Consider the following 22,966-nt stretch of genomic DNA (forward strand, 5'->3'; position numbering starts at 1 on the left):
TGAACCCTATCAATTAACGGCTCAATCATGATGACCGCAGACTTCACAATGGGGATCCTGCGCGACCTTCAGGGTACGGAACTCCGCGCTCAGCGCATCGTACATCAGCAAACGCGAGCGCGCCGGTGAGCCGAAGTGCGTCAGCAGCTTCAGGGTTTCCATCGCCTGCATGGCGCCGACGACGCCCACCAGCGGTGCCATTACGCCGGCCTCCACACAGCTCAGAACCTGGGCGCCAAACAGCCGGCTGATGCAGCGATAACAGGGCGTATCGGGTTGCCAGTCAAATACGCTGAGCTGGCCTTCCATACGAATCGCCGCGCCTGAGACCAGCGGCACTTTCAACTGGTAGCATAACCGGTTAATTTGCTCGCGCACCGCCACATTGTCCGTGCAGTCCACCACCACCTGCTGCCGGGCAATCAGGGCGTTGAGCGCCTCATCGTCCAGTTGACCCTGCACAGCCTGTAACTGGCAGTGAGGATTAATGGCGGCCAGCGTTTCCCGGGCGGATTCCACCTTGGCGCGGCCAATATCGGCATCGTAATGCAAAATCTGTCGCTGCAGATTAGAAAGTGAAACCGTATCAAAGTCCACTAGCGTAAGATTGCCTACGCCCGCTGCCGCCAGATAGGGCGAGGCCGCACAGCCTAAACCGCCCAGCCCGACAATCAGCACATGACTGGCTTTTAATCGTTCCTGACCGTCAAAGTCAAAACCACGCAATACAATCTGTCGGTTGTAGCGCAGCATCTCTTCGTGGCTCAGTTCGGTCAGCATTTACCCCTCCAGCAGCGTATTAAAGGGTTCGACATCCACCCATTCACCTGCTTCAACAGGGCCGCGATCGCGTTCCAGCACAATAAAGCAGTTGGCCTGAGAAAAAGAGCTGTATACATGGGATCCCTGCGCGCCGGTGCTGACAACCTCTGGTTCACCCTGGCTGTTTTGCCGCAGAACGCCACGCTGGAAATCCAGCCGGCCAGGCGATTTTTTCAACGCGGTTGCCGTGCGTACCCGCTGGCGGGGCGGCAGCGCGGCAGCCGTTTGTCCCGTCAGGGTGGACAGCAGCGGCTGCACCAGTTGATAGAAGGTCACTACGGCAGAAACCGGATTTCCGGGTAAGCCGCAGAACCAGCTGTTCGCCAGACGACCAAAAGCAAAAGGTTTACCGGGTTTCATCGCCAGCTTCCAGAAGCGAATCACGCCGAGTTCTTCCAGCATCGTTTTGGTGAAATCGGCTTCGCCCACCGAAACGCCGCCGGTACTGATGACCACATCAGCCTGGCGATCGGCTTCGGTAAAGGCCGCACGCAGTGCAGCAGGATCGTCTTTGATAATGCCCAGATCGATAACCTCGCATCCCAGCTTGTGCAGCATCAGCGAAATCGCAAAACGGTTGGTGTCATAGATTTGCCCCGCCGCTAACGGCTGGCCCACAGGCTGAAGTTCGTCGCCGGTGGAAAAAATCGCGACGCGCAGTTTACGCAGCACCCGCACGGTCGCGATCCCCAGCGAGGCCAGTAAGGGCAGTTCGGCAGCACCCAGACGCACGCCCGCCGCCAGCACCTGATGGCCAGCCCGAATATCGTCACCCGTCAGCCGGATATTTTGTCCGGCGTTGACCGGGGCGGTGATAATCACCTTCTCATCCTGCAGACGGGTTTCCTCCTGCATAACGACCGCGTCACAACCGGCAGGTACAGGGGCGCCCGTCATTATTCTGATCACGCTACCCGCCGGCCATTCACCGCTAAACGGGGCCCCGGCAAAGGCTTTACCTGCAACCCGCAGAGGCTGGTTACTCTCAATATCAGCCAGCCTGACGGCGTAACCATCCATCGCCGAGTTGTTGAAAGGGGGAACATCGATCGGTGACGTGACCGCGCAGGCAGTAATGCGCCCGGCCGCGTCTGGCAGGCTCAGCTCAAGCGAGTCTGTGATGGGCGTTAGCGACGCCAGCATCTTTTGTTGCGCGTCCTCAAGGGAAATCAGTCCGGCAGTAAAGCTTTCCATTCTATTCTCAGCTTGTCTGTTGCAAGGGCTGTCTATTATGGTGACTTTTCCCTTCAGAGTCACATCGGCATAAGGCACAACGAAAGGTTATTAGCGCATTGTCAGTTTCCGCTTTACAACCTATAGCGGGCTTTCTATATTCAAAAATGGTCCAAACCGAGTTAAAACCATTCAAAATCAGTGTTTTTCCTTCTGATGCAACCACAGGGTAACGCAGTATGGCTAAAGCAGCGATCGCCATTCATGGCGGTGCGGGGGCAATTACCCGCGCCGCCATGAGCGCAGAAAAAGAGCAGGCATACCGACAGGCGCTTTACGACATTGTGACGCACGGGCAGAGCATGCTGGCTCAGGGGGCTTCTGCGCTGGATACGGTGACTGAGGCGGTGCGCAGGCTTGAGGAGTGCCCGTTATTCAATGCAGGTAAAGGCGCGGTGTTTACGCGGCAGGGCACCCATGAACTGGATGCCTGCATCATGGATGGCCGGACGTTACAGGCCGGCGCAGTGGCGGGCGTATCGCGTATACGCAATCCGGTGCTGGCGGCCCGCGCGCTGTTGGAAAACAGCCCGCACGTGTTGTTAGCGGGCGAGGGCGCTGAAGCGTTTGCCCTGGCACAAGGCCTTGAGCAGGTTGAACCTGATTTCTTTTCTACGCCTGAACGTTGGGAGCAACTGCAGCGCGCGCTCGGCAGCGATACCGCGCTGTTGGACCATGATGGTGCGGCCCAGGGCGGCGATCCCCTTGATCCGGACCGTAAGTTCGGCACGGTGGGCGCGGTTGCGCTGGACAACGACGGTAATCTCGCCGCCGCCACCTCTACCGGCGGGATGACCAATAAACAGGTTGGCCGCATTGGCGACTCGCCCTTACCCGGTGCGGGTTGCTATGCCAGCAACGACAGCGTTGCGGTGTCCTGTACCGGCACCGGAGAAGTGTTTATCCGCACGCTGGCCGCTTACGATGTGGCGGCGCAGATGCGCTACGGTGGACGCACGTTACAACAGGCCAGCGTAAATGTTATTCACGACAGCGTGCTGGAGTTAGGCGGCAGCGGCGGGCTGATTGCAGTTGATCGTGAGGGCAACGTCGCGCTGCCTTTCAACAGCGAAGGCATGTACCGGGCTTATGCCCGCACAGATGAGGCCGCAGAGGTGGCAATATACCGTGAAAGCTAATCGTGAGGCCCTCCACAACAGCCTGTCTGGCACAACAGTATTGACCGACGAGCAGGTGCTGGCCGTACGCGATCTCAACGTGCGTTTTGAAAACGATGGCGTAGTCACCCAGGCTGTACGCCATCTTTCCCTTGACGTCTACCGGGGTAAAACCCTGGCCCTGGTGGGCGAATCTGGTTCGGGCAAGTCAGTGACCTCGCTGGCGTTGATGCGCCTGATTGAGCAGGCCGGCGGAGACGTCAGCGGCGAGATCCTGTTGCGCGGTCGTAACGGCGAGGTACGGGATCTGATGCGCATGCCGCGCGGTCAGATGCGGCAGGTACGTGGGGCCGATATGGCGATGATCTTCCAGGAACCCATGACGTCGCTTAATCCGGTGTTCTCGGTTGGTGAGCAGATTGCCGAATCCATTCGTCTTCATCAGGGCCAATCCCACGCGGGGGCGCTGGCAGAAGCGCGTCGCATGCTCGACAGGGTACGTATTCCCGATGCGCAAAAGATCCTGCGCCGCTTTCCCCACCAGCTCTCGGGCGGCATGCGTCAGCGCGTAATGATTGCCATGGCGCTGTCATGTCAACCTGCGCTGCTGATTGCAGATGAACCCACCACCGCGCTTGACGTGACGATTCAGGCGCAGATTCTGCAACTGATTCGCGAACTGCAAAAAGAGATGCGGATGGGGGTGATTTTTATCACTCACGATATGGGCGTGGTGGCTGAAATGGCTGACCGGGTACAGGTGATGTACCGTGGCGAAGTGGTGGAAAATGCCGAAACGGCTCAGCTGTTCAGTGCGCCCTGCCAGGCTTACACGCGCGCCCTACTGGCCGCCGTACCGGCGCTGGGTGCCATGCGGGGCCAGCCGCTGCCCGCCAGGTTCCCGCTGATTGGCAGCGGCGACGAACCGGCAGTACCACAGAATACCGTACGCCACGATCGGCCACCGATTTTACAGGTACGCAATCTGGTCACGCGGTTTGATATCCGCTCAGGGTTATTTAACCGGGTGAAAAGTCGGGTACACGCGGTCGAGAATGTCAGTTTTGATCTCTACGCAGGTGAAACGCTGGCGCTGGTGGGGGAGTCCGGATGCGGAAAATCCACCACCGGACGCTCCCTGCTAAAGCTGGTTGCCAGCCAGGGCGGCAGTATCACCTTTAACGGTCAGCGCATAAACGATCTCTCCGGTCCTGCCCTGGCCCATCTGCGGCGCGATATTCAGTTTATTTTTCAGGATCCCTATGCGTCGCTGGACCCTCGCCTGACCGTCGGCTTCTCTGTTATGGAGCCACTGCTGGTCCACAAGGTGATGCCGCGCCATGAAGCAGAGCAGCGCGTCGCGTGGTTGCTGGAAAAGGTCGGGTTATTGCCGGAGCATGCAAGGCGCTATCCCCATGAGTTCTCCGGCGGCCAGCGGCAGCGTATTTGCATTGCGCGGGCGCTGGCGCTGAACCCGAAAGTGGTGATTGCCGATGAGTCGGTTTCGGCGCTGGATGTGTCCATTCAGGCACAGATTATTAACCTGATGCTGGATTTACAGCGCGAGTTTGGCATCGCATTTTTGTTTATTTCCCATGACATGGCGGTCGTTGAGCGCATCAGCCATCGTGTTGCGGTGATGTATCTTGGACAAATCGTCGAGATGGGGCCGCGTCAGGCGGTGTTTGAACGCCCGCAGCATCCTTACACCAAAAAGCTTATGGCCGCCGTGCCGATTGCCGATCCGTCGCAGCGGCAGCGCGAGCGCAGTTTATTGGTCGATGAGATCCCCAGCCCAATTCGTTCACTGGGCGACGAACCCGAAACGGTTTCGCTGATGGAAGTCGCGCCCGGCCATTTCGTGGCACGTCACGCTAACGCGCGACCTGAATAACTAAGCCGTCGCTACGGCGACAAATCAGACAGGGATAACAAGGAGAAGACAATGCAGATAACGATGCGAAAAGGCTTACTGGCAGCGGGCGTACTCAGCAGTGCAATGGCGTTACCCGCCTGGGCCGCACAGGATGCGGTCATTGCCGTGGCCTCTAATTTCACCACCCTCGATCCCTACGACGCCAACGATACGCTGTCGCAGGCGGTCGCAAAGTCGTTCTATCAGGGGCTGTTCGGCTTTGATAAAGACATGAAGCGCATCAACGTGCTGGCCGACAGCTACCAGGTGAGCGAGGATGGTCTGACCTATACGATTAAACTGCACTCCGGCGTGAAGTTTCAGGATGGCACCGACTTTAATGCCGAGGCGGTGAAGGCCAACCTCGACCGTGCCAGTAATCCCGATAATCATCTGAAACGCTATAACCTGTTCAAATATATCGCCAGCACGGAAGCCGTCGATCCTGTGACGGTGAAAATCACGCTCAAACAGCCTTTCTCGGCCTTTATCAACATTCTGGCGCACCCGGCCGCCGCGATGATCTCGCCCGCTGCGTTGAAAAAATATGGTAAGGAGATTGGGTTCCATCCGGTGGGAACCGGGCCGTTTGAATTCGTCACCTGGAACCAGACCGACTTCGTTAAGGTAAAAAAATGGGATGGCTACTGGAAGAAGGGCTATCCAAAACTCGACAGTATTACGTGGCGTCCGGTGGTGGATAACAACACCCGAGCGGCCATGCTGCAAACGGGCGAGGCGAACTTTGCTTTCCCGGTGCCCTACGAGCAGGCCAAACTGCTGGAGAAAAACAGCAAGCTTGACGTGGTGGTCTCGCCCTCGATCATGCAGCGCTATATCAGCCTGAACGTGACACAAAAGCCTTTCGATAATCCCAAGGTGCGTGAGGCGCTGGAATACGCGATTAATCGTCAGGCCCTGGTCAAAGTCGCGTTTGCCGGTTATGCCACACCGGCTACGGGTATTGTGCCGCCATCGATTGAGTACGCTCAAACCTATCCGCCCATTCCCTATGATCCTGCCAAAGCAAAAGCGTTGCTGAAAGAAGCCGGCTATCCGAACGGGTTTGAAACCACGCTCTGGTCCTCTCACAACCACAGTACGGCACAGAAAGTTCTGCAGTTTGTGCAGCAGCAGCTGGCACAGGTGGGCGTTAAGGTGAAGGTTACCGCCATGGATGCGGGACAGCGCGCGGCGGAAGTGGAGGGCAAAGGTCAGAAAGAGAGCGGCGTACGCATGTTTTATACCGGCTGGTCTGCCTCCACCGGGGAAGCTGACTGGGCATTAACGCCGCTGTTTGCCACGACCGCCTGGCCGCCAGCGATCTTTAATACTGCCTTCTACAGCAATCCGAAAGTCGATAAGGATCTGGCCGATGCGTTGAAAACCACCGACAGCAAGCAAAAAGCCGAACTCTACAAAGATGCGCAGGATACGATCTGGAACGATCATCCCTGGATTCCACTGGTGGTGGAGCAGTTGGTTTCAGCCCACAGCAAAAACCTGAGTGGCTTTTATATGATGCCGGATACCTCATTTAGTTTTGACGATGCCGAGCTGAAGTAACCCGGCGGACCCGTTCAGGTTGACGCGAGGGGGCACGGCCCACAGCCAAACCTGAGCGGGCCGTGTAATGCCCGCTTTTGCCGTGTGTGCTGAAGCGGGCGGGCAGGCCAGCCGCGACGGCTGGCGGCTGTGTAGGATCTGACATGTTTAACTATTTTCTGAAACGACTGCTGGGCCTGATTCCCACGCTGTTTATCGTGGCGGTGCTGGTGTTTATGTTTGTGCACTTACTGCCAGGGGATCCCGCACGCCTGATTGCCGGCCAGGAAGCCGATGCCTCCGTCGTCGCGCTGGTACGCCAGGAGTTGGGGCTGGATCAACCGCTGCCACTGCAGTTCTGGCACTTTGTCGTCAATGCCCTACAGGGGGATTTTGGCCAGTCGCTAGTGTCGAGGCGGCCGGTTTCACAGGAAATCGCCACCCGCTTTATGCCAACCTTGTGGCTGACCTTAGTCAGTATGGTATGGGCGGTGATCCTGGGAATGGCGATTGGCATTGTTTCTGCGGTGTGGCGCAATCGCTGGCCGGACCGCCTGGGCATGACGCTGGCGGTTTCGGGCATTTCCTTTCCGGCGTTTGCCCTTGGCATGCTGCTGATGCAGGTGTTTTCTGTCCAGCTGGGCTGGCTACCCACGGTGGGAGCCGATAGCTGGCAGCACTACATTTTGCCTTCCGTTACCCTGGGGGCGGCCGTCGCCGCCGTCATGGCGCGTTTTACCCGGGCCTCTTTTGTTGAGGTGATGCAGGAAGATTACATGCGCACCGCGCGCGCGAAAGGCGTGCGTGAATCCGGCGTGGTGATTAAACACGGATTACGGAATGCCATGATTCCGGTAGTGACCATGATGGGCCTGCAGTTTGGTTTCCTGCTGGGCGGGTCGATTGTGGTGGAGGTGGTGTTCAACTGGCCGGGGTTGGGGCGTCTGCTGGTGGATTCAGTGCAGATGCGTGACTATCCGGTCATTCAGGCGGAGGTGCTGCTGTTTTCGCTGGAGTTTATCCTTATTAACCTGTTTGTCGATATGTTATATGCCGTCATTAACCCGGCGATTCGCTTTAAGGACACCTGATGAAAAACTGGCGACGGGAAGCGGCATTAAAAAGTATGCCGCTGTTAAACGGCAACCGGGTGAGAACACCGTGGCGCGAGTTCTGGCGGCGCTTTCGCCATCAGCCCGTGGCGTTGCTGGCCGGTCTCTTCGTGCTGGTGCTGATTGTGTTGGCATTCACGGCACCGGCCATTGCGCCGTTCGACGCTGAAAATTATTTTGACTATGACCGCCTGAATGACGGGCCGTCCCTGATGCACTGGTTTGGCGTGGACTCACTGGGCCGCGATATTTTCAGCCGCGTACTCGTGGGCACCCGAATTTCGCTGATTGCCGGTTTTGTCTCCGTGGCAATAGGCGCGTTTATCGGCACCCTGGCGGGCCTGCTGGCGGGCTACTACGAAGGCTGGTGGGACAGGATAACCATGCGCGTTTGTGACGTCCTGTTTGCCTTTCCCGGTATTCTGCTCGCCATTGCCGTGGTGGCCATTATGGGCACCGGTATCAGCAACGTGATTATCGCCGTGGCGATCTTCAGTATTCCAGCGTTTGCCCGTCTGGTGCGCGGCAATACGCTGGTGCTGAAACATCAAACCTATATCGAGTCTGCACGCAGCATCGGGGCATCCGACTGGACGATTATCCTGCGCCACCTGTTGCCAGGGACGGTATCGTCCATTGTGGTGTACTTCACTATGCGCATCGGTACCTCGATTATCACGGCGGCAAGCCTGTCATTTTTGGGACTGGGCGCGCAACCGCCCACGCCGGAGTGGGGTGCCATGCTCAACGAAGCGCGGACCGATATGGTCATTGCGCCGCATGTGGCGATTTTTCCGGCGCTGGCCATTTTTTTTACGGTTTTAGCCTTTAATTTACTTGGCGACGGGCTACGTGACGCACTTGATCCTAAACTTAAGACATGAAACCTTTTGATTATGACCAGGACTTCAGCACCATCGATTTTCGCAAGCAGCCTGAGCGTTATCAGGTGGGGCGCGGAGAGCAGGGCGTGCTCATGGTCCAGCCTTATAAGGGCGAGATCTTACCGCACTGGCGTTTTCGTACCGTTGAGGTTGCCAAAGCTTCGGCAGAAGAAATCATGGCGCTGTTCGAAGCCTATCGCCAGCAGGATGATTTTGTCGGCATGGACATGGCACGCAAATTTATCCAGATGGGTTATACCCGCGCGCGTCGCTACAGCAACCACAAGGGCGGACGGAAATACGATGCCCAGGGGAAGGAATTGCCCTGGGGCAGGGACGAAGAAAAGGCCGCTGCGGCGGCCATTTTCAAAGCATACTGGGACAAGCTACGTGCTGATGATGACTACCTGGCGCGCAAAAAAGCGCACCAGCAGAAGTACGGTTAAGCGCGGCTGGCCCACAAATCGTATTCGTCTGCGTGTTCCACCTTCACGCGCAGGACATCACCCGGCTTAACGTTGCTCTCGCCGTTCAGGTAAACGGCGCCGTCGATTTCTGGCGCATCAGCCATGCTACGACCAATCGCACCTTCTTCATCGACCTCATCAATGATGACCATAATCTCGCGTCCCACTTTTTCCTGCAGGCGTTCAGCAGAGATCTGCTGCTGCAACTGCATAAAGCGGTCGTAACGCTCTTGCTTAACAGCTTCATCAACCGGATCGGGCAACTGGTTCGCCGTTGCGCCTTCGACCGGGCTGTACTGGAAACAGCCTACGCGATCCAGACGGGCTTCTTTAATGAAGTCCAGCAGCATCTGGAAGTCTTCTTCGGTTTCACCGGGGAAGCCAACGATAAAGGTTGAGCGCAGGGTTAACTCAGGGCAGATTTCACGCCAGCGCTTAATGCGCTCCAGCGTCCGTTCTACTGCGCCAGGACGTTTCATCAGTTTAAGAATGCGTGGGCTGGCATGCTGTAACGGAATATCGAGATACGGCAGAATTTTGCCTTCAGCCATCAGCGGAATAACGTCATCAACGTGGGGATACGGATAGACGTAATGCAGGCGGACCCAGACGCCGAGTTTGGCTAACTGCTCACACAGGCTGACCATGCTGGTTTTTACCGGCGCACCGTTCCAGAAGCCCGTCCGGTGCTTCACGTCCACGCCGTAGGCCGAGGTATCCTGTGAAATCACCAGCAACTCTTTCACACCGGCTTCAACCAGACGTTTCGCTTCATCCAGTACTTCACCAATGGCACGGCTGTCGAGATCGCCACGCATCGAAGGAATAATGCAGAAGGTGCAGCGATGGTTACAGCCTTCAGAAATCTTCAGGTAGGCGTAATGGCGCGGCGTCAGCTTCACGCCCTGTTCCGGCACCAGGCTCAGGAACGGGTTGTGCTGCGGCTTAGGCACGTAGCGATGCACATGCGACAGCACCTGTTCATAGCTGTGTGGACCTGTAATCTCCAGCACCTTCGGATGCACCTCACGAATTTGATCGACTTTGGCGCCCAGACAGCCGGTCACGATGACCTTACCGTTTTCGTTCAGGGCTTCACCGATCGCTTCCAGAGATTCCTGGACGGCGCTGTCGATAAATCCGCAGGTGTTAACAATAACGATTTCAGCATCGTCATAGCATGGTACCACCTCATAACCCTCGGTGCGCAGTTCCGTCAGGATGCGCTCTGAGTCGACAAGGTTTTTTGGACAGCCGAGCGAGACAAATCCGACGCGCGGCGGCAGTGTATTGGTAGTGGACATAAGGTGGTTTCCGGTTCAGCACAGCAATGGCGCGCGATTTTACCTGTGTTGTGATGAAAATTGTAGCGTTATCTGTAAGGGATTAGTTAAGCGTAAAGTAACGCAAAAACCCGTAAAGGTCTGCACCTATCGCCCGGGGTCGGACGGCAGAACACGAGGGCAACCGAAAGTCAGTAACTCACCGTTGTGTAAAAGAATTTCTAATAAACACCGAATAATCAGGTGGATAAATATTAAACATCTTTAACTTTACGACAGCGATTTTGGTCACATTCTAAGTTGATATTTGCTTGTTTTCATTAATAATGAATCGCTTAACCAGTACTGAAGGCGTCGTTTCTTCAGATCATGACGTGGACAATGTGAGAGCAAAATAATGAAAGAGATCATCAACGGGTTTCTGAGTTTTCAGCAGACAGTCTTTCCCGAAAGAAAGGCGCTTTTTAAAAGTCTGGCATCTAATCAGAATCCAAAAGCGCTGTTTATCTCTTGCTCAGACAGCCGTCTGGTGCCGGAACTCGTTACACAGCAGGAACCCGGACAGCTGTTCGTCATCCGTAATGCGGGCAACATTGTGCCCTCTTTTGGTCCGGAACCGGGCGGCGTGTCAGCGACAATTGAGTATGCCGTAATGGCGCTGGGGGTTTCTGACATCATTATCTGTGGTCACTCAAACTGTGGCGCGATGAACGCTATCGCCTCCTGTGCCTGCATGGATTCTATGCCAGCCGTCGAGCACTGGCTGCGTTATGCCGATGCGGCAAAAGCGGTGGTTGAGCAGCGTGAATACGATTCGCCTGAGAAGAAGCTCAACGAAATGGTGCAGGAAAACGTGATTGCCCAGCTGAACAACATGAAAACCCACCCGTCAGTTTCGGTCGGGTTACGTCAGGGCAAGCTGCGCCTGCACGGCTGGGTGTACGATATTGAGAGCGGTACGATTCTGGCGCTGACGCCAGGCGGTAAAGAGTTTATCTCACTGGCGGAAAATCCCGATACCTGTTTCGAATAACCGCTTCCGCCCGCTATCTTACTGCGGGCGGTCTCTTCTCTTCACGATCACTTTTCGGGCGGTCTCTTCTTTTCTCTTCACGATCCCTTTTCGGTCGGTTTTCCCAGCGCATGCCATTGCCCATCCTGCTGCCAACGCCTTGTTTAATCTTTTGTAAATCCTTTACTGCATTCCAGACGGTCTGACTACGCTTAACAGCACTGCACGCTGTCAGGAGAAGACTATGGTTCGTATTCCGACCCCGTTGTTATTGAGTGGCGCATTACTCTTTTCCAGCCCGCTGTGGGCGAGTGACCTTAAGGTTGAGGTGCTTCAGGATAAGCTGGATCACCCCTGGTCTGTGGCGTTTTTGCCCGATAATCAGACGTTGCTGATTACTGAACGATCCGGCCAACTGCGCAGCTGGCGGCCTGACAGCGGCTTGTCCGAACCGATTCAGGGCGTGCCAAAGGTCTGGGCGCAGCGTCAGAGCGGACTGCTGGACGTGGTGCTGGCCCCCGATTTTGCCCAGAGCCGCCGCGTCTGGCTCAGCTATACCGAAGCGGACAGCAACGGCAAGGCTGGCGCCGTGGTGGGCTACGGCAAACTCAGCCCTGATAACCGCCAGTTAACCGATTTTCATGAGGTGATTCAGCAAACGCCGCGCCTATCAAGTGGCAATAATATCGGTACCCGGCTGGCCTTCGATCGTCAGGGCTTTTTATGGATTGCCTTTGGCGACAACTTTGTCAGCAGTGCCGCACAGGACCTCGATAAACTTCAGGGCAAGCTGCTGCGCCTGAACGCGGACGGTAGCGTGCCAAACGATAATCCCTTCGTCAATAAACCCGGCGCGCGCCCCGAAATCTGGGCCTATGGTTTACGCAATCCTCAGGGGCTGGCACTGAATCCCTGGACTCAGGTGATGTGGGAAAGTGAGCATGCTCCCCGCGGTGGCGATGAGGTAAATATTATTCAGAAGGGCAAAAATTATGGCTGGCCGCTGGCAACCTACGGCATTGATTACAACGGCAGTAAGGTGCCGGAATCCAAAGGCACGCATGTGGCAGGCACGGAACAGCCGGCGTTTTACTGGAAAGTCTCGCCAGCGATCAGCGGTATGGCGTTTTATAACAGCGCACGTTTTCCACAGTGGAAAAATTCGCTGTTTATTGGCGCGCTGAAAGAGAAGAACCTGATTCGGTTGCATATCAATGGCGAGAAGGTCGTCGAAGAACAACGGTTGCTGGACGGGCGCAATGAGCGCATCCGCGATGTCCGTCAGGGGCCCGATGGCTATCTCTATTTACTGACGGATGAGGCTAACGGTAAATTGCTCAGGGTTGGGTTGACGCAGGACGCCAGCGCGTCCCGCGGTTAACTCAGCGAGCCCAGTGGCAGACCTGCCAGCCGCGCTTTTCGGCTTCCTGTAACAGCGGTTCCGCCGGATTAATTACGTGTGCATAGTCGGCCTGCGCCAGCATGGGCAGGTCGTTCATGGAATCACTGTAAGCCCAGGTGTGCGCGTAGGTTTCGGCAGGGCGCGCGGCTTTCCATTCTTCTACCCGCTTCACTTTGCCATGCTGAAACGTCAGGGTGCCGTAGGTGTTGCCGCTGTAACGTTCGTCCACCACTTCGACACCAATGGCCAGGGCCCCGCAGGCACCGAGCTGGCTGGCGATAGGATTCACCAGATGTTCGCCGCTGGCGGAGATCACGATAATTCTGTCACCGCGCGCCTGATGCCAGTCAAGCCGCGCCCGGGCTTCCGGGTAAACGCGCGGCATGATATCACGGTGGATAAAGCGTCGAACCCATCCTTCCACCGTCATCGTCGCCATGCCGGTCAGCGGGGAAAGGGTTTTATGCATGTACTCATCAATCGACAGCGTCCCGGCATAATATTGACGCATTAATTCCTGTTCTTCATCAATCAGGTCACTGGAGGCAAAGCCTTGTGAGACCAGCCAGCGTAGCCACAGGCCGGTACTGTCCTCACTAATCAGCGTTTCGTCCAGATCAAACAGGGCTAGATCCATAGGGGTTCTCCTCAATTGAATAAAGTCAGGGTAACCCAGTTTTGTGACGGCCTTAACTTTCTGATTAAAAAATCAGAATTTAGCGCATTTTTATGTGCGACATTCGTGCGGGAAAATGGCACGCGCGCGGCACGCTTGCCAGGGTTAATCTACTAAAATCTATAAAACTTTACGATTAAGCGGTTTTTTTCATTGACGCCAGCGGGTAGCGTTCTCACAGAAGGTGTTAAGCCTTTGACTCTCGTTTTACTAAGGACAATCCGGCCAAGCCCATGACAAATACTTGCTTTTCATCTCACCTGCGGCGTATTGCTGCAACCTCTTTGCTACTCGTTGCGCCGATGGCTGTTTTCGCGGAACAGGCACCGGCCGCCCCTCAAATTGACGCCAAAGCCTGGATTTTAATTGACTACGCCAGCGGCAAAGTGTTGACCGAATCCAATGCCGATCAGCGACTCGATCCCGCCAGCCTGACAAAAATGATGACCAGCTATGTGGTTGGCCAGGCAATCAAATCCGGCAAAATTAAACCTGACGATATGGTAACAGTGGGGCAGGATGCCTGGGCTACCGGCAATCCTAAACTGCGGGGCTCTTCTCTGATGTTTCTGAAGCCCGGCGATCGTATCCCGGTGCATGAGCTGAACAAAGGGATTGTGATCCAGTCCGGGAACGATGCCTGCATCGCGCTGGCGGACTATGTTGCCGGCAGTCAGGATTCCTTTATCGGTCTGATGAATAACTATGTGAAAGCGCTTGGCCTGAAAAACACCCACTTTATGACGGTGCATGGTCTGGATGCCGACGGACAGTACAGCACCGCTCGGGACATGGCGCTGATTGGCCAGGCGCTGATTCGGGATGTGCCGGAAGAGTATGCCCTGAACAAGGAAAAAGAGTTTACCTTTAACAATATTCGTCAGATGAACCGCAACCGTCTGCTCTGGAGCAGCAATCTGAAGGTGGATGGGATTAAAACCGGCCACACTTCTGGCGCGGGAAATAACCTGGTCGCTTCAGCCACCGAAGGCGATATGCGACTGATCTCGGTTGTGCTGGGCACCGCCAGCGATGCCATTCGCTTCCGGGAAAGTGAAAAATTACTGACGTGGGGCTTCCGCTTCTTTGAAACCGTGACCCCAATTAAAGCGGGTGCGCCTTTTGCCCAGCAGCGCGTCTGGTTTGGCGAACATAATCAGGTCAACCTGGGTGTGGAAAAAGACGCGGCACTGACCATTCCTAAAGGGCAGATGAAAAACCTCAAAGCCAGCTACAGCCTGACATCGCCGCAGCTTGAGGCGCCGTTGAAGAAAAATCAGGTCGTGGGCACCATTGATTTTCAGCTGGACGGTAAAACGATCGAACAACGTCCGCTGGTGGTGCTGCAGGATGTGCCGGAAGGCGGCTTCTTCAGCCGCATCATTGATTTCGTCATGATGAAATTTAATGGCTGGTTCGGGAAGTGGTTCAGCTAAAAACAGGGGACGCCGTGGCGTCCCTTTTTTTTAACCTTGTGTCCAGCCTTTACGAATCGGTAAAGCGAACAGCGCCCGATAGAGCGGGTTGATGATATTGAGCAGGCGTTCGCCATACAGTTGCCAGGCAAGGTGTGACGCCAGGCAACCCAGCATTCCCACCAGAAAACCGCCCAGCATATCCATTGGCCAGTGAACCCCAAGGTAAACACGGGACCAGGCGATTGCGGTGGCGACCACCATCAGAATGATGCCCGACCAGAGCCGATGCCAGAACAGGAAAGCCAGCGCAAAGGTGAAAATCGTGGTGCCGTGATCGCTGGGATAGGAGTCATCGGCCGCGTGCGCAAGAAACTGATGACCAAAATTGATCGCGAAAGGGCGCGGATGCGGTAACAGCTGCCCAACGCACCAGGAGATGGCGAGCGCGTACAGCAGCGCAATGCCGGTTTTTAATACCAGCACACGTTGTGAGGCAACCCGATCGCGCGGTCCCCACAGCCACAGTGCCACAATCAGCAGCGGAACGATGGCGATTAAGTCTCTGGCGATGAAGATGGCAAGCTGCAATAACCAGTGAGGCGAATCCGGTGTTGCGTTAATTGCCATAAACAGGGTGCGGTTCAATTCTTCCATTACTGGATCGGTTCCTCTTACTGATGTTCAGATTCTCTCAATCCGGGAAAAAGGGCTTAAGCCAACGGGCGAAACCGGATTGAGTCTGTCGCATCTGCTAGCACATACTGCTAACAAAATAAGCTGCCTATCCTGCGTGCAGACGGTCAGAGAGTCCATCACAAGGTTCTTAATCTGCGTTAAGGTTGCAAAACGGTTTAAGTTTAATGATGTTTTAGTGTCCAGGCAGGGCGGGCAGGAGAAAGGCATAAAAAAACCCGCTGGGAAAAAGACCAGCGGGCTCCACAATTTGGGGATTTCAAAGAAAAGCAGTGGCACTTATTCAGACTGTGGTCGGGAAAAAAAGTTCTGGACGTCAGTAAAAAAATTTTATAGGGGCAGTAACGGCCAGATAATAACGATTAATGTTCCCGCCAGCGTCAGCAAAACGTTCGCGATAGCATAGGTCCCGGCGTAGCCGAGTGCCGGGATGTTACTGCGAGCCGTGTCGCTGATTATCTCCATGGCTGGCGCGCAGGTGCGTGCACCCATAATGGCGCCAAACAGCAGCGCGCGGTTCATGCGCAGAACATAGGCGCCAAACAGGTAGCAAATCACCACCGGCAAAAGGCTGACCAGCAGGCCGCACAAGAGCATCAGCGCGCCGTTACCCGATATACCGTGGTCGATACCGCTGCCGGCGCTCAGCCCGACGCCCGCCATGAATACCATCAGCCCGAACTCTTTCACCATCGTCAGCGCACCCTGCGGAATATAGCCAAAGGTAGGATGGTTAGCGCGCAGGAAGCCCAGCATAATGCCGGCAAACAACAACCCTGCGGCGTTACCGATGCCAAAGCTAAAGTTGCTGAACTGGAACGTAATTAACCCGACCATCAGACCGATGATAAAAAAAGCACAGAATGCCAGCAGGTCGGTCATCTGACTGTGAATCGCCACAAAGCCGATGCGATCCGCTACGCTCTTCACCCGTCGCGCCTCGCCGCTGACCTGCAACACATCACCTTTGTTCAGCATGATGTTGTCATCAATAGGCATCTCGATCTGGCTGCGAATCACGCGGTTGAGAAAGCAGCCGTGATCGGTAAGGTTGAGTTTGCTTAGCCGTTTGTTGACGGCATTGTGGTTTTTCACCACGATCTCTTCCGTCACAATCCGCATATCCAGCAGATCGCGGTCAAAAACTTCTTTGCCGTTACGAAAGCTGGCATCCAGGCGCGCGTGGGCATCCGGATAGCCCACCAGGGAAATATCATCCCCCAGTTGCAGCACCGCATCACCATCCGGGCTGGCAAGGATGCCATTGCGGCGAATTCGTTCGATATAGCAGCCGGTTTGCCGGTAAATACCGAGCTCACGCAAGTTTTTGCCACCGCTCCACGCCACCAGTTCCGGGCCGACGCGGTAAGCGCGAATCACCGGCAGAAACACTTTGCGCTGGCTGTCAGCGTCAAGACCGCGTTCGCGCGCAATCTGCTGGGCGCAGGTGGGTAAGTCCTGATGTTGTAAACGGGGCAGATAGCGTGCGCCGAAAATCAGGCTGACTAACCCGACAAGATAGGTTACGGCATAACCCAGGCTGAGTTGATCCTGCATGATGCCCAGCTGTCTGGGATCGCTGATGCTCTGGCGTAGCGTATCACCCGCGCCAACCAAGACCGGCGTGGACGTCATGGAGCCGGCCAGTACGCCTGCGGTCAGGCCGATGTCCCAGCCAAAGAGCTTGCCGAATCCCAGGGCCAGCAGCAGGGCGCTGACCACCATCACAATGGCGAGCATGAAATAATTTTTGCCATCCCGAAAGAAAATGGAAAAAAAGTTGGGGCCTGCTTCAATGCCGACGCAGAAAATAAACAACATGAAACCCAGGCTCAGAGCATCCGTATTCATCGAGAAGTGTTGCTGACCTAATAATAATGAAACCACTAATACGCCAATGGAATTTCCGAGTTGTATCGAGCCAAAACGTAATTTTCCCAGGCAAAGTCCCAGTGCCAGTACGAAAAATAATAACAGAATGTCATTACCTCTTAACAATTCTGCGATGTTAACATTCAACATTTTAACTTCTTGTTTACTTGTAACCTATTGAAGAGAGGCCTGTTTTTCGCTATCTTGAGCAGGCCGTAAGATTACCTCCAGCTATCACTGATGTCTGAAAAGGTAACGCGGCCAATATTCTAATCAGAAAAATCATTCTCAGCCATTGGCGACTTTCATTCGTTCTCAAAACGACTGTTTCTTTTTATTTCCACCAGGCTCGGCAAGGTCAAAGGCGAAGTTTTGGCATGTTTTTAATGAGTGGGGAGTTATGCCGCAGCGTTATTATTTCTGGGCAACCTGCGTATCAGGTGGCGTGTTTTATTGTGTCGTGTTTATGTTTACCCAGGATTTCCGGCTGTCAGGCACGCAGACGCTACACAGCCAGCCTGAATTGCTGCTTTTTTTACTGCCGGGTGCCGTCATGGCGCTCATGCAGCGGGAGGCGCCGCTAAAAAGCACGCTGGTGATGGCGTTTACTGGAACGGTGCTGGCTGCGCTGCTGCTACATAGCGTGTTTGCCGGGAGTGCCAGCTGGAATTATATTGCTGTCTGGAGCATGAGCGGTATGTTCTGGGCGGGATGCGGGGCATTGCTGGTGCGGTTGCTGCGACTGATCGCGGCCTCAAAGCGTTAGGCTACTGTGTTGAGCTGCATCCTGCCGTTGTCGCGTTAACGCACGCGGGGCTGGCTTAACCGATCATCAAGGCGCGGCTGGCATCACGCCAGCGCGCACTTTTCAGGACGTCAGTTCTGATACATCCGTTGCTCAGGCAACAAATCCCAGATTCTCTTTTGTCCAGGCGGCGAATTCGGTGTAGCCACCAATATGCTGCTCATCCAGAAAAATCTGCGGTACGGTGCTGACAGGTTTACCTGCACTGGCTTCCAGATCGGCTTTAGTGATGCCTTCCGCCTGAATATCAACATACTGGTAATTGAAATCGTCACGCCCGGCCTGCAGCTTATCCGCCAGTTCTTTCGCCCGAACACAGTAAGGGCAGCCGGGACGACCAAAAATAACAGCAATCATTGAGAACTCCTTGCGAGGTCAGTGTGTGATGACGATCACACGACAAAGTCTGGAAAGCCGGTAATGATGCCCGCTCGTCGTGCTTAAAGAAAGCAGGATTTACCTGTTAGTCTGATGCCCGCATCCTATGACATCGAAAAGCCGGGCCCGGTGCTCTGCAATGGCACTCTCCGAAACCGCTGATGGGCAATTTTAGGGATGTTATCCATAATTGAGACTCAGTCAGCTCTGAGGCAGGAGGAAACCATGCGGAATGTCGCAAAATTGCCCAAGACCATACTGGCATTGGAGGCGCTGGGCGGCGTACTTATCGCGAGCGCGCTGCTGGTCGTTAACCAGTGGTTACCCGCACTGCCTGCCGGTGCCGGGAGCACGCGCCTGGCGACCGCACTGTTTATTATTGGCATTCTGCTGATGTTACCTGCCGCCTGGCTATTGATGTGGCGCTGTGCCAAAGCACTTGCGCCGCAGTTGTTCAACCTTTCTGAAAAAAAAGATAATTAGCTGGAGATTTTATGACACCGACTATTGATTTATTATGCAGCCACCGTTCCATCCGTTCTTTTACGGATCAAAAGGTGAGTGCTGAACAGCGTGAGGCGATTATTGCTGCGGCGCAATCGGCGTCCACATCCAGCTTTTTGCAGTGCTCATCTATTGTACGCATCACCGATCCGGCGTTACGTGACCAACTGGTTACCCTGACGGGCGGTCAGACATGGGTGGCCGAGGCGGCGGAGTTTTGGGTATTTTGCGCTGACTTTAATCGTCACCTGCAAATCTGCCCTGATGCCCAGTTAGGCCGGGCAGAACAGCTGCTGCTGGGCTGTGTGGATACGGCGCTGATGGCGCAAAATGCCATGGTGGCAGCGGAATCCCTGGGGCTGGGCGGCGTCTTTATTGGCGGCATTCGTAATAATATCGCTCAGGTTACCGAACTGCTGGGCCTGCCAAAATTTGTGCTGCCGCTGTTTGGTTTCTGTCTTGGCTATCCTGAATCCGTACCGGATGTTAAACCGCGCATCCCGCAGTCGATGCTGGTGCACGAAAATCGTTATCAACCAGTGGATCCTGCGGTACTGGCTGATTACGATAGCCGCACGGCGATCTACTATGAACAACGCGACAGCAACCAGCGTAGCGAAACCTGGAGCCAGTTGATTCAGCGCCTGATCATCAAAGAGACGCGCCCGTTTATGCTGGATTACCTGCATCAGCAGGGCTGGGCAACACGCTAATTTAACGCAAGGATTTTGATTGATGAAAATGGCCATTCTGTCGCGCGATGGAACGCTCTATTCCTGTCGCCGTTTACGTGACGTCGCCGAACAGCGCGGTCATTTTGTTCAAATCATCGATCCGCTCTCGTGTTACATGAACATCAACCCCGCCTCGCCAGGTATTCACTACCGTGGCGAGCCGCTGGGGCACTTCGATGCCGTTATTCCGCGCATTGGCACCGGGATTACCTTCTACGGCACGGCGGTGCTACGCCAGTTCGAAATGTGCGGCAGTTATCCTTTGAATGAATCCGCCGCCGTGACCCGCGCGCGTGACAAATTGCGTTCCCTGCAGCTGCTGGCACGGGACGGAATTGATATGCCGGTAACGGGATTTGCCTCTTCTCCTGACGACACGCAGGATCTGATCGCCATGGTAGGCGGCGCGCCGCTGGTGGTGAAACTGGTCGAAGGCACGCAGGGGATCGGCGTAGTGTTGGCAGAGACGCGCCAGGCGGCAGAAAGCGTTATCGATGCCTTTCGTGGGCTGAATGCACACATTTTAGTGCAGGAGTTTATTCAGGAAGCGCGCGGACGCGATGTGCGCTGTCTGGTCATTGGCGATCGGGTCGTGGCGGCCATTGAGCGCCAGGCGAAAGAGGGCGATTTTCGCTCGAATTTACATCGCGGCGGCAAAGCCTGCACGGTTGACATTAGCGAGCAGGAGCGCGAGATGGCAGTCAAAGCCGCCGCGGTTCTGGGGCTGGACGTCGCGGGGGTGGATATTCTGCGCTCGGCGCGCGGCCCGCTGGTAATGGAGGTGAATGCTTCACCAGGTCTGGAAGGGATTGAAACCACAAGCGGTCTTGACATCGCCGGCATGATGATTGACCACATTGAACGGCATGCTACCCCCGGGCTCCGTCCTAAAACCACGGGTTGACCCGCGCTTTTCAGTGGTTTTCGTGGAATCTCACCACGTTTTTCCGTAAGCTAGGTCGCTTATTTATCACCCCATGGGATTTTACAATGGATTCTCTTGTCGTTCCGGATATCGACCTGCTGCGTCGTTGGCTGGATCAGCAAAATATCACTTGGTTTGAATGTGATGCTTGTCAGGCACTTCATTTGCCGCACATGCAAAACTTCGACGGGGTGTTTGACGCTAAAATCGACCTGGTCGATAACGTCATTCTGTTTTCGGCACTGGCCGAAGTAAAACCGACTGCGCTTATTCCGCTGGTGGGTGACTTATCGCAAATTAACGCCAGTTCGCTCACGGTGAAGGCGTTCATCGATATACAGGATGACAACCTGCCTAAGCTTATTGTTTGTCAGTCAATGATGACCACTGCCGGGTTAACCTTCGGGCAGTTTGCACATTTTATGAAGCAGAGCGAAGAAGAAATTTCCATGGTCATTATGGAAGCCTTTGCCAATAATCTGCTGATGATAGGTGAAGACGAAGAGCACGTCTCAAGCAGCAGCATCCATTCTGTTCTGCACTAAGAACAGGATCTGATTAAGCCGTCACCCGTGACGGCTTTTTTTATTCCCGGCGAATGTCTACTTGCTGACCCGCGCTATTTCCCGCCCCGCCGATGCAGCCGCAAAGATCCCTGTCTCCGGCACGCGTAATTCTTAATGTTATCAATTGTGAACGACATAGATTAATTTATAACCGTAATGTTTTATTCTGCATTAAGCCCTTAATTGCCAGATTTATGACGTTCTTTATGCCATAAAAGCCGAACCTCATAGCTTAAACATGCCTAAAATATTGAGTTCAGGCGTTTTTTACGCTGAGGTCTGGTGAACCCTTAACGGGGGGGCTATGCTTGCGGGGCGGCGACAAGCCTTAGATTGCCGCGCAGGTATAGGTTTTTACTATTAAACGTCCACTGAATAATGATTCATTGTGTCACTGAATTTTAATCACAAAACGCAAAACTGAATCACTGATGTGCAGCGTTGTTATAACCCGCTCAGGAGGATTAAAAGCATGTTCAACCAACGTCAAAAATGGTTGTCAGGTGTGGTTGCTGGGGTGCTGATGGCTGCTTCAGCCAGTACCATGGCGGAAGATAAGACGCTGCACGTTTATAACTGGTCGGATTATATTTCGCCAGATACCGTGCCTAATTTCGAAAAGCAGACCGGCATTAAAGTCGTCTACGACGTGTTTGATTCCAATGAAGTGCTGGAAGGCAAACTGATGGCCGGCAGTACGGGTTACGATGTCGTGGTGCCTTCTTCCAGTTTCCTGGCGCGTCAGCTTCAGTCCGGCGTGTTTCAGCCGCTAGATAAAAGCAAACTGCCAAACTATAAAAATCTGGATCCCGCGTTAATGGCGAAAGTGGCGCAACACGATCCGGGTAACAAATATGCGATTCCTTATTTGTGGGGCACCACCGGCATTGGCTATAACGTCGAAAAAGTGAAAGCTGCGCTGGGCGCGGATGCGCCGGTAAACAGTTGGGATCTGGTCTTGAAGCCGGAAAACCTGGAAAAACTGAAAAGTTGTGGCGTGTCTTTCCTGGATGCGCCTGAAGAGATCTTCGCAACCGTACTTAATTATTTGGGCAAAGATCCTAACAGCAGCGATGCAAAAGATTATTCTGGCGCCGCGACGGATCTGCTACTTAAGCTGCGTCCGAATATTCGTTACTTCCACTCTTCGCAATATATTAACGATCTGGCGAACGGCAATATCTGTGTGGCTATTGGCTGGTCAGGCGATATTCTTCAGGCGAAAAACCGTGCGGAGAAAGCAAAGAATGGCGTCAACATTGGTTACAGCGTACCGAAAGAGGGCGCACTGGCCTTCTTCGATATGATGGCGATTCCAAAAGACGCGAAAGATGTGGATGCCGCTTACACCTGGCTGAATTACATCATGGATCCGAAAGTGATTGCTGACATCTCCAATAAAATGAATTACGCCAACGGCAATAAAGCGTCACTGCCGTTGATTAATGCCGATATCCGTAATAACCCGGGTATTTACCCGACGCCGGATGCCATGGCCAAACTGTTTGTGCTGAAGGTCCAGGATCCAAAACTGGATCGTGTGCGTACGCGTGCATGGACTAAGGTTAAAAGCGGTAAGTAATTCGACAGCATATGTTTTGT

22 protein-coding genes are annotated in these 22,966 nt (G+C 54.6%); 15 read left to right on the forward strand and 7 right to left on the reverse strand.

Annotated elements, in window-relative coordinates; genetic code table 11:
- Positions 1-21 precede the first annotated feature (21 nt).
- Entirely contained in the window at positions 22-780 is a 759-nt protein-coding gene (gene moeB / locus DFO57_RS01280) for a molybdopterin-synthase adenylyltransferase MoeB (RefSeq protein WP_110014992.1), read from the reverse strand.
- Positions 781-2,016, reverse strand: coding sequence for a molybdopterin molybdotransferase MoeA (moeA, locus tag DFO57_RS01285; RefSeq protein ID WP_014593281.1), 1,236 nt, complete (start codon positions 2,014-2,016; stop codon positions 781-783).
- 218 nt (positions 2,017-2,234) lie between these two features.
- Between moeA and DFO57_RS01290 the strand changes: the two genes are divergently transcribed.
- From DFO57_RS01290 to DFO57_RS01315, 6 genes are all read left to right on the forward strand, one after another.
- Positions 2,235-3,194, forward strand: coding sequence for an isoaspartyl peptidase/L-asparaginase family protein (locus DFO57_RS01290; RefSeq protein ID WP_014593282.1), 960 nt, complete (start codon positions 2,235-2,237; stop codon positions 3,192-3,194).
- Positions 3,145-5,067 carry a dipeptide ABC transporter ATP-binding protein gene (locus DFO57_RS01295; protein WP_233255843.1) on the forward strand — a complete coding sequence of 641 codons (1,923 nt, stop codon included), beginning with the start codon at positions 3,145-3,147 and terminating at the stop codon, positions 5,065-5,067. The genes DFO57_RS01290 and DFO57_RS01295 overlap by 50 nt, the downstream gene beginning before the upstream one ends.
- A 51-nt stretch (positions 5,068-5,118) precedes the next feature.
- On the forward strand, positions 5,119-6,654 hold the full coding sequence (gsiB, locus tag DFO57_RS01300; protein WP_013025185.1) for a glutathione ABC transporter substrate-binding protein GsiB: 1,536 nt from the start codon (positions 5,119-5,121) through the stop codon (positions 6,652-6,654).
- Positions 6,655-6,797: 143 nt separating this feature from the next.
- The gene (gene gsiC / locus DFO57_RS01305) at positions 6,798-7,724 is read left to right on the forward strand and encodes a glutathione ABC transporter permease GsiC (RefSeq protein ID WP_014606229.1); all 927 of its coding nucleotides are present in this window, start codon (positions 6,798-6,800) and stop codon (positions 7,722-7,724) included.
- Positions 7,724-8,629, forward strand: coding sequence for a glutathione ABC transporter permease GsiD (gsiD, locus tag DFO57_RS01310; protein ID WP_110014993.1), 906 nt, complete (start codon positions 7,724-7,726; stop codon positions 8,627-8,629). The genes gsiC and gsiD overlap by 1 nt, the downstream gene beginning before the upstream one ends.
- The gene (locus DFO57_RS01315) at positions 8,626-9,075 is read left to right on the forward strand and encodes a DUF4385 domain-containing protein (RefSeq protein ID WP_014593286.1); all 450 of its coding nucleotides are present in this window, start codon (positions 8,626-8,628) and stop codon (positions 9,073-9,075) included. Before gsiD ends, DFO57_RS01315 begins: the two co-directional genes overlap by 4 nt.
- On the opposite strand, the gene rimO is transcribed toward DFO57_RS01315, so the two are convergent.
- Positions 9,072-10,400, reverse strand: a complete 1,329-nt coding sequence (gene rimO / locus DFO57_RS01320; protein WP_110014994.1) for a 30S ribosomal protein S12 methylthiotransferase RimO — start codon at positions 10,398-10,400, stop codon at positions 9,072-9,074. The two genes, DFO57_RS01315 and rimO, sit on opposite strands and share 4 nt — an antisense overlap.
- 376 nt (positions 10,401-10,776) lie before the next feature.
- On the opposite strand from rimO, the gene DFO57_RS01325 reads away from it, so the two are divergent.
- A complete protein-coding gene (locus DFO57_RS01325) occupies positions 10,777-11,412 on the forward strand; it encodes a carbonic anhydrase (protein ID WP_013025190.1) in 636 nt (211 codons plus the stop codon).
- A 223-nt stretch (positions 11,413-11,635) separates the two neighbouring features.
- Positions 11,636-12,772, forward strand: coding sequence for a PQQ-dependent sugar dehydrogenase (locus DFO57_RS01330; RefSeq protein ID WP_110014995.1), 1,137 nt, complete (start codon positions 11,636-11,638; stop codon positions 12,770-12,772).
- A gap of 1 nt (position 12,773) precedes the next feature.
- Here the strand turns inward: DFO57_RS01330 and DFO57_RS01335 are convergent, their stop codons facing one another.
- Positions 12,774-13,430, reverse strand: coding sequence for an HAD family phosphatase (locus DFO57_RS01335; RefSeq protein ID WP_014593287.1), 657 nt, complete (start codon positions 13,428-13,430; stop codon positions 12,774-12,776).
- Between the two features lie 272 nt (positions 13,431-13,702).
- On the opposite strand from DFO57_RS01335, the gene DFO57_RS01340 reads away from it, so the two are divergent.
- Positions 13,703-14,905, forward strand: coding sequence for a serine hydrolase (locus DFO57_RS01340; protein ID WP_013025193.1), 1,203 nt, complete (start codon positions 13,703-13,705; stop codon positions 14,903-14,905).
- Positions 14,906-14,935: 30 nt separating this feature from the next.
- On the opposite strand, the gene ybjG is transcribed toward DFO57_RS01340, so the two are convergent.
- Positions 14,936-15,541 carry an undecaprenyl-diphosphate phosphatase gene (gene ybjG, locus DFO57_RS01345; RefSeq protein WP_013025194.1) on the reverse strand — a complete coding sequence of 202 codons (606 nt, stop codon included), beginning with the start codon at positions 15,539-15,541 and terminating at the stop codon, positions 14,936-14,938.
- 369 nt (positions 15,542-15,910) lie between these two features.
- The gene (locus tag DFO57_RS01350; RefSeq protein WP_028714974.1) at positions 15,911-17,599 is read right to left on the reverse strand and encodes an aspartate:alanine antiporter; all 1,689 of its coding nucleotides are present in this window, start codon (positions 17,597-17,599) and stop codon (positions 15,911-15,913) included.
- Between the two features lie 253 nt (positions 17,600-17,852).
- Between DFO57_RS01350 and ybjM the strand changes: the two genes are divergently transcribed.
- Positions 17,853-18,218, forward strand: a complete 366-nt coding sequence (ybjM, locus tag DFO57_RS01355; RefSeq protein ID WP_014606215.1) for an inner membrane protein YbjM — start codon at positions 17,853-17,855, stop codon at positions 18,216-18,218.
- A gap of 132 nt (positions 18,219-18,350) precedes the next feature.
- Here ybjM and DFO57_RS01360 read toward each other — a convergent pair whose 3' ends face one another.
- Positions 18,351-18,614, reverse strand: a complete 264-nt coding sequence (locus tag DFO57_RS01360) for a GrxA family glutaredoxin (protein ID WP_013025197.1) — start codon at positions 18,612-18,614, stop codon at positions 18,351-18,353.
- Positions 18,615-18,860: 246 nt separating this feature from the next.
- Between DFO57_RS01360 and DFO57_RS01365 the strand changes: the two genes are divergently transcribed.
- The 5 genes from DFO57_RS01365 to potF all read left to right on the forward strand — a co-directional run bounded on the left by DFO57_RS01365 (position 18,861) and on the right by potF (position 22,946).
- Entirely contained in the window at positions 18,861-19,118 is a 258-nt protein-coding gene (locus tag DFO57_RS01365; RefSeq protein ID WP_022623649.1) for a DUF1418 family protein, read from the forward strand.
- Between the two features lie 11 nt (positions 19,119-19,129).
- Positions 19,130-19,852 (forward strand): oxygen-insensitive NADPH nitroreductase, encoded by a 723-nt coding sequence (gene nfsA, locus DFO57_RS01370; protein ID WP_110014996.1) that lies wholly within the window; start codon positions 19,130-19,132, stop codon positions 19,850-19,852.
- Between the two features lie 22 nt (positions 19,853-19,874).
- A complete protein-coding gene (gene rimK, locus DFO57_RS01375) occupies positions 19,875-20,777 on the forward strand; it encodes a 30S ribosomal protein S6--L-glutamate ligase (RefSeq protein ID WP_014593292.1) in 903 nt (300 codons plus the stop codon).
- Positions 20,778-20,863: 86 nt separating this feature from the next.
- Positions 20,864-21,343, forward strand: a complete 480-nt coding sequence (locus tag DFO57_RS01380) for a YbjN domain-containing protein (RefSeq protein ID WP_014593293.1) — start codon at positions 20,864-20,866, stop codon at positions 21,341-21,343.
- A 493-nt stretch (positions 21,344-21,836) separates the two neighbouring features.
- Positions 21,837-22,946, forward strand: coding sequence for a spermidine/putrescine ABC transporter substrate-binding protein PotF (gene potF / locus DFO57_RS01385; protein WP_014593294.1), 1,110 nt, complete (start codon positions 21,837-21,839; stop codon positions 22,944-22,946).
- Positions 22,947-22,966: the final 20 nt, after the last annotated feature.

This window comes from Pantoea sp. AG702, assembly GCF_003182295.1.
Lineage (GTDB): Bacteria > Pseudomonadota > Gammaproteobacteria > Enterobacterales > Enterobacteriaceae > Pantoea > Pantoea ananatis.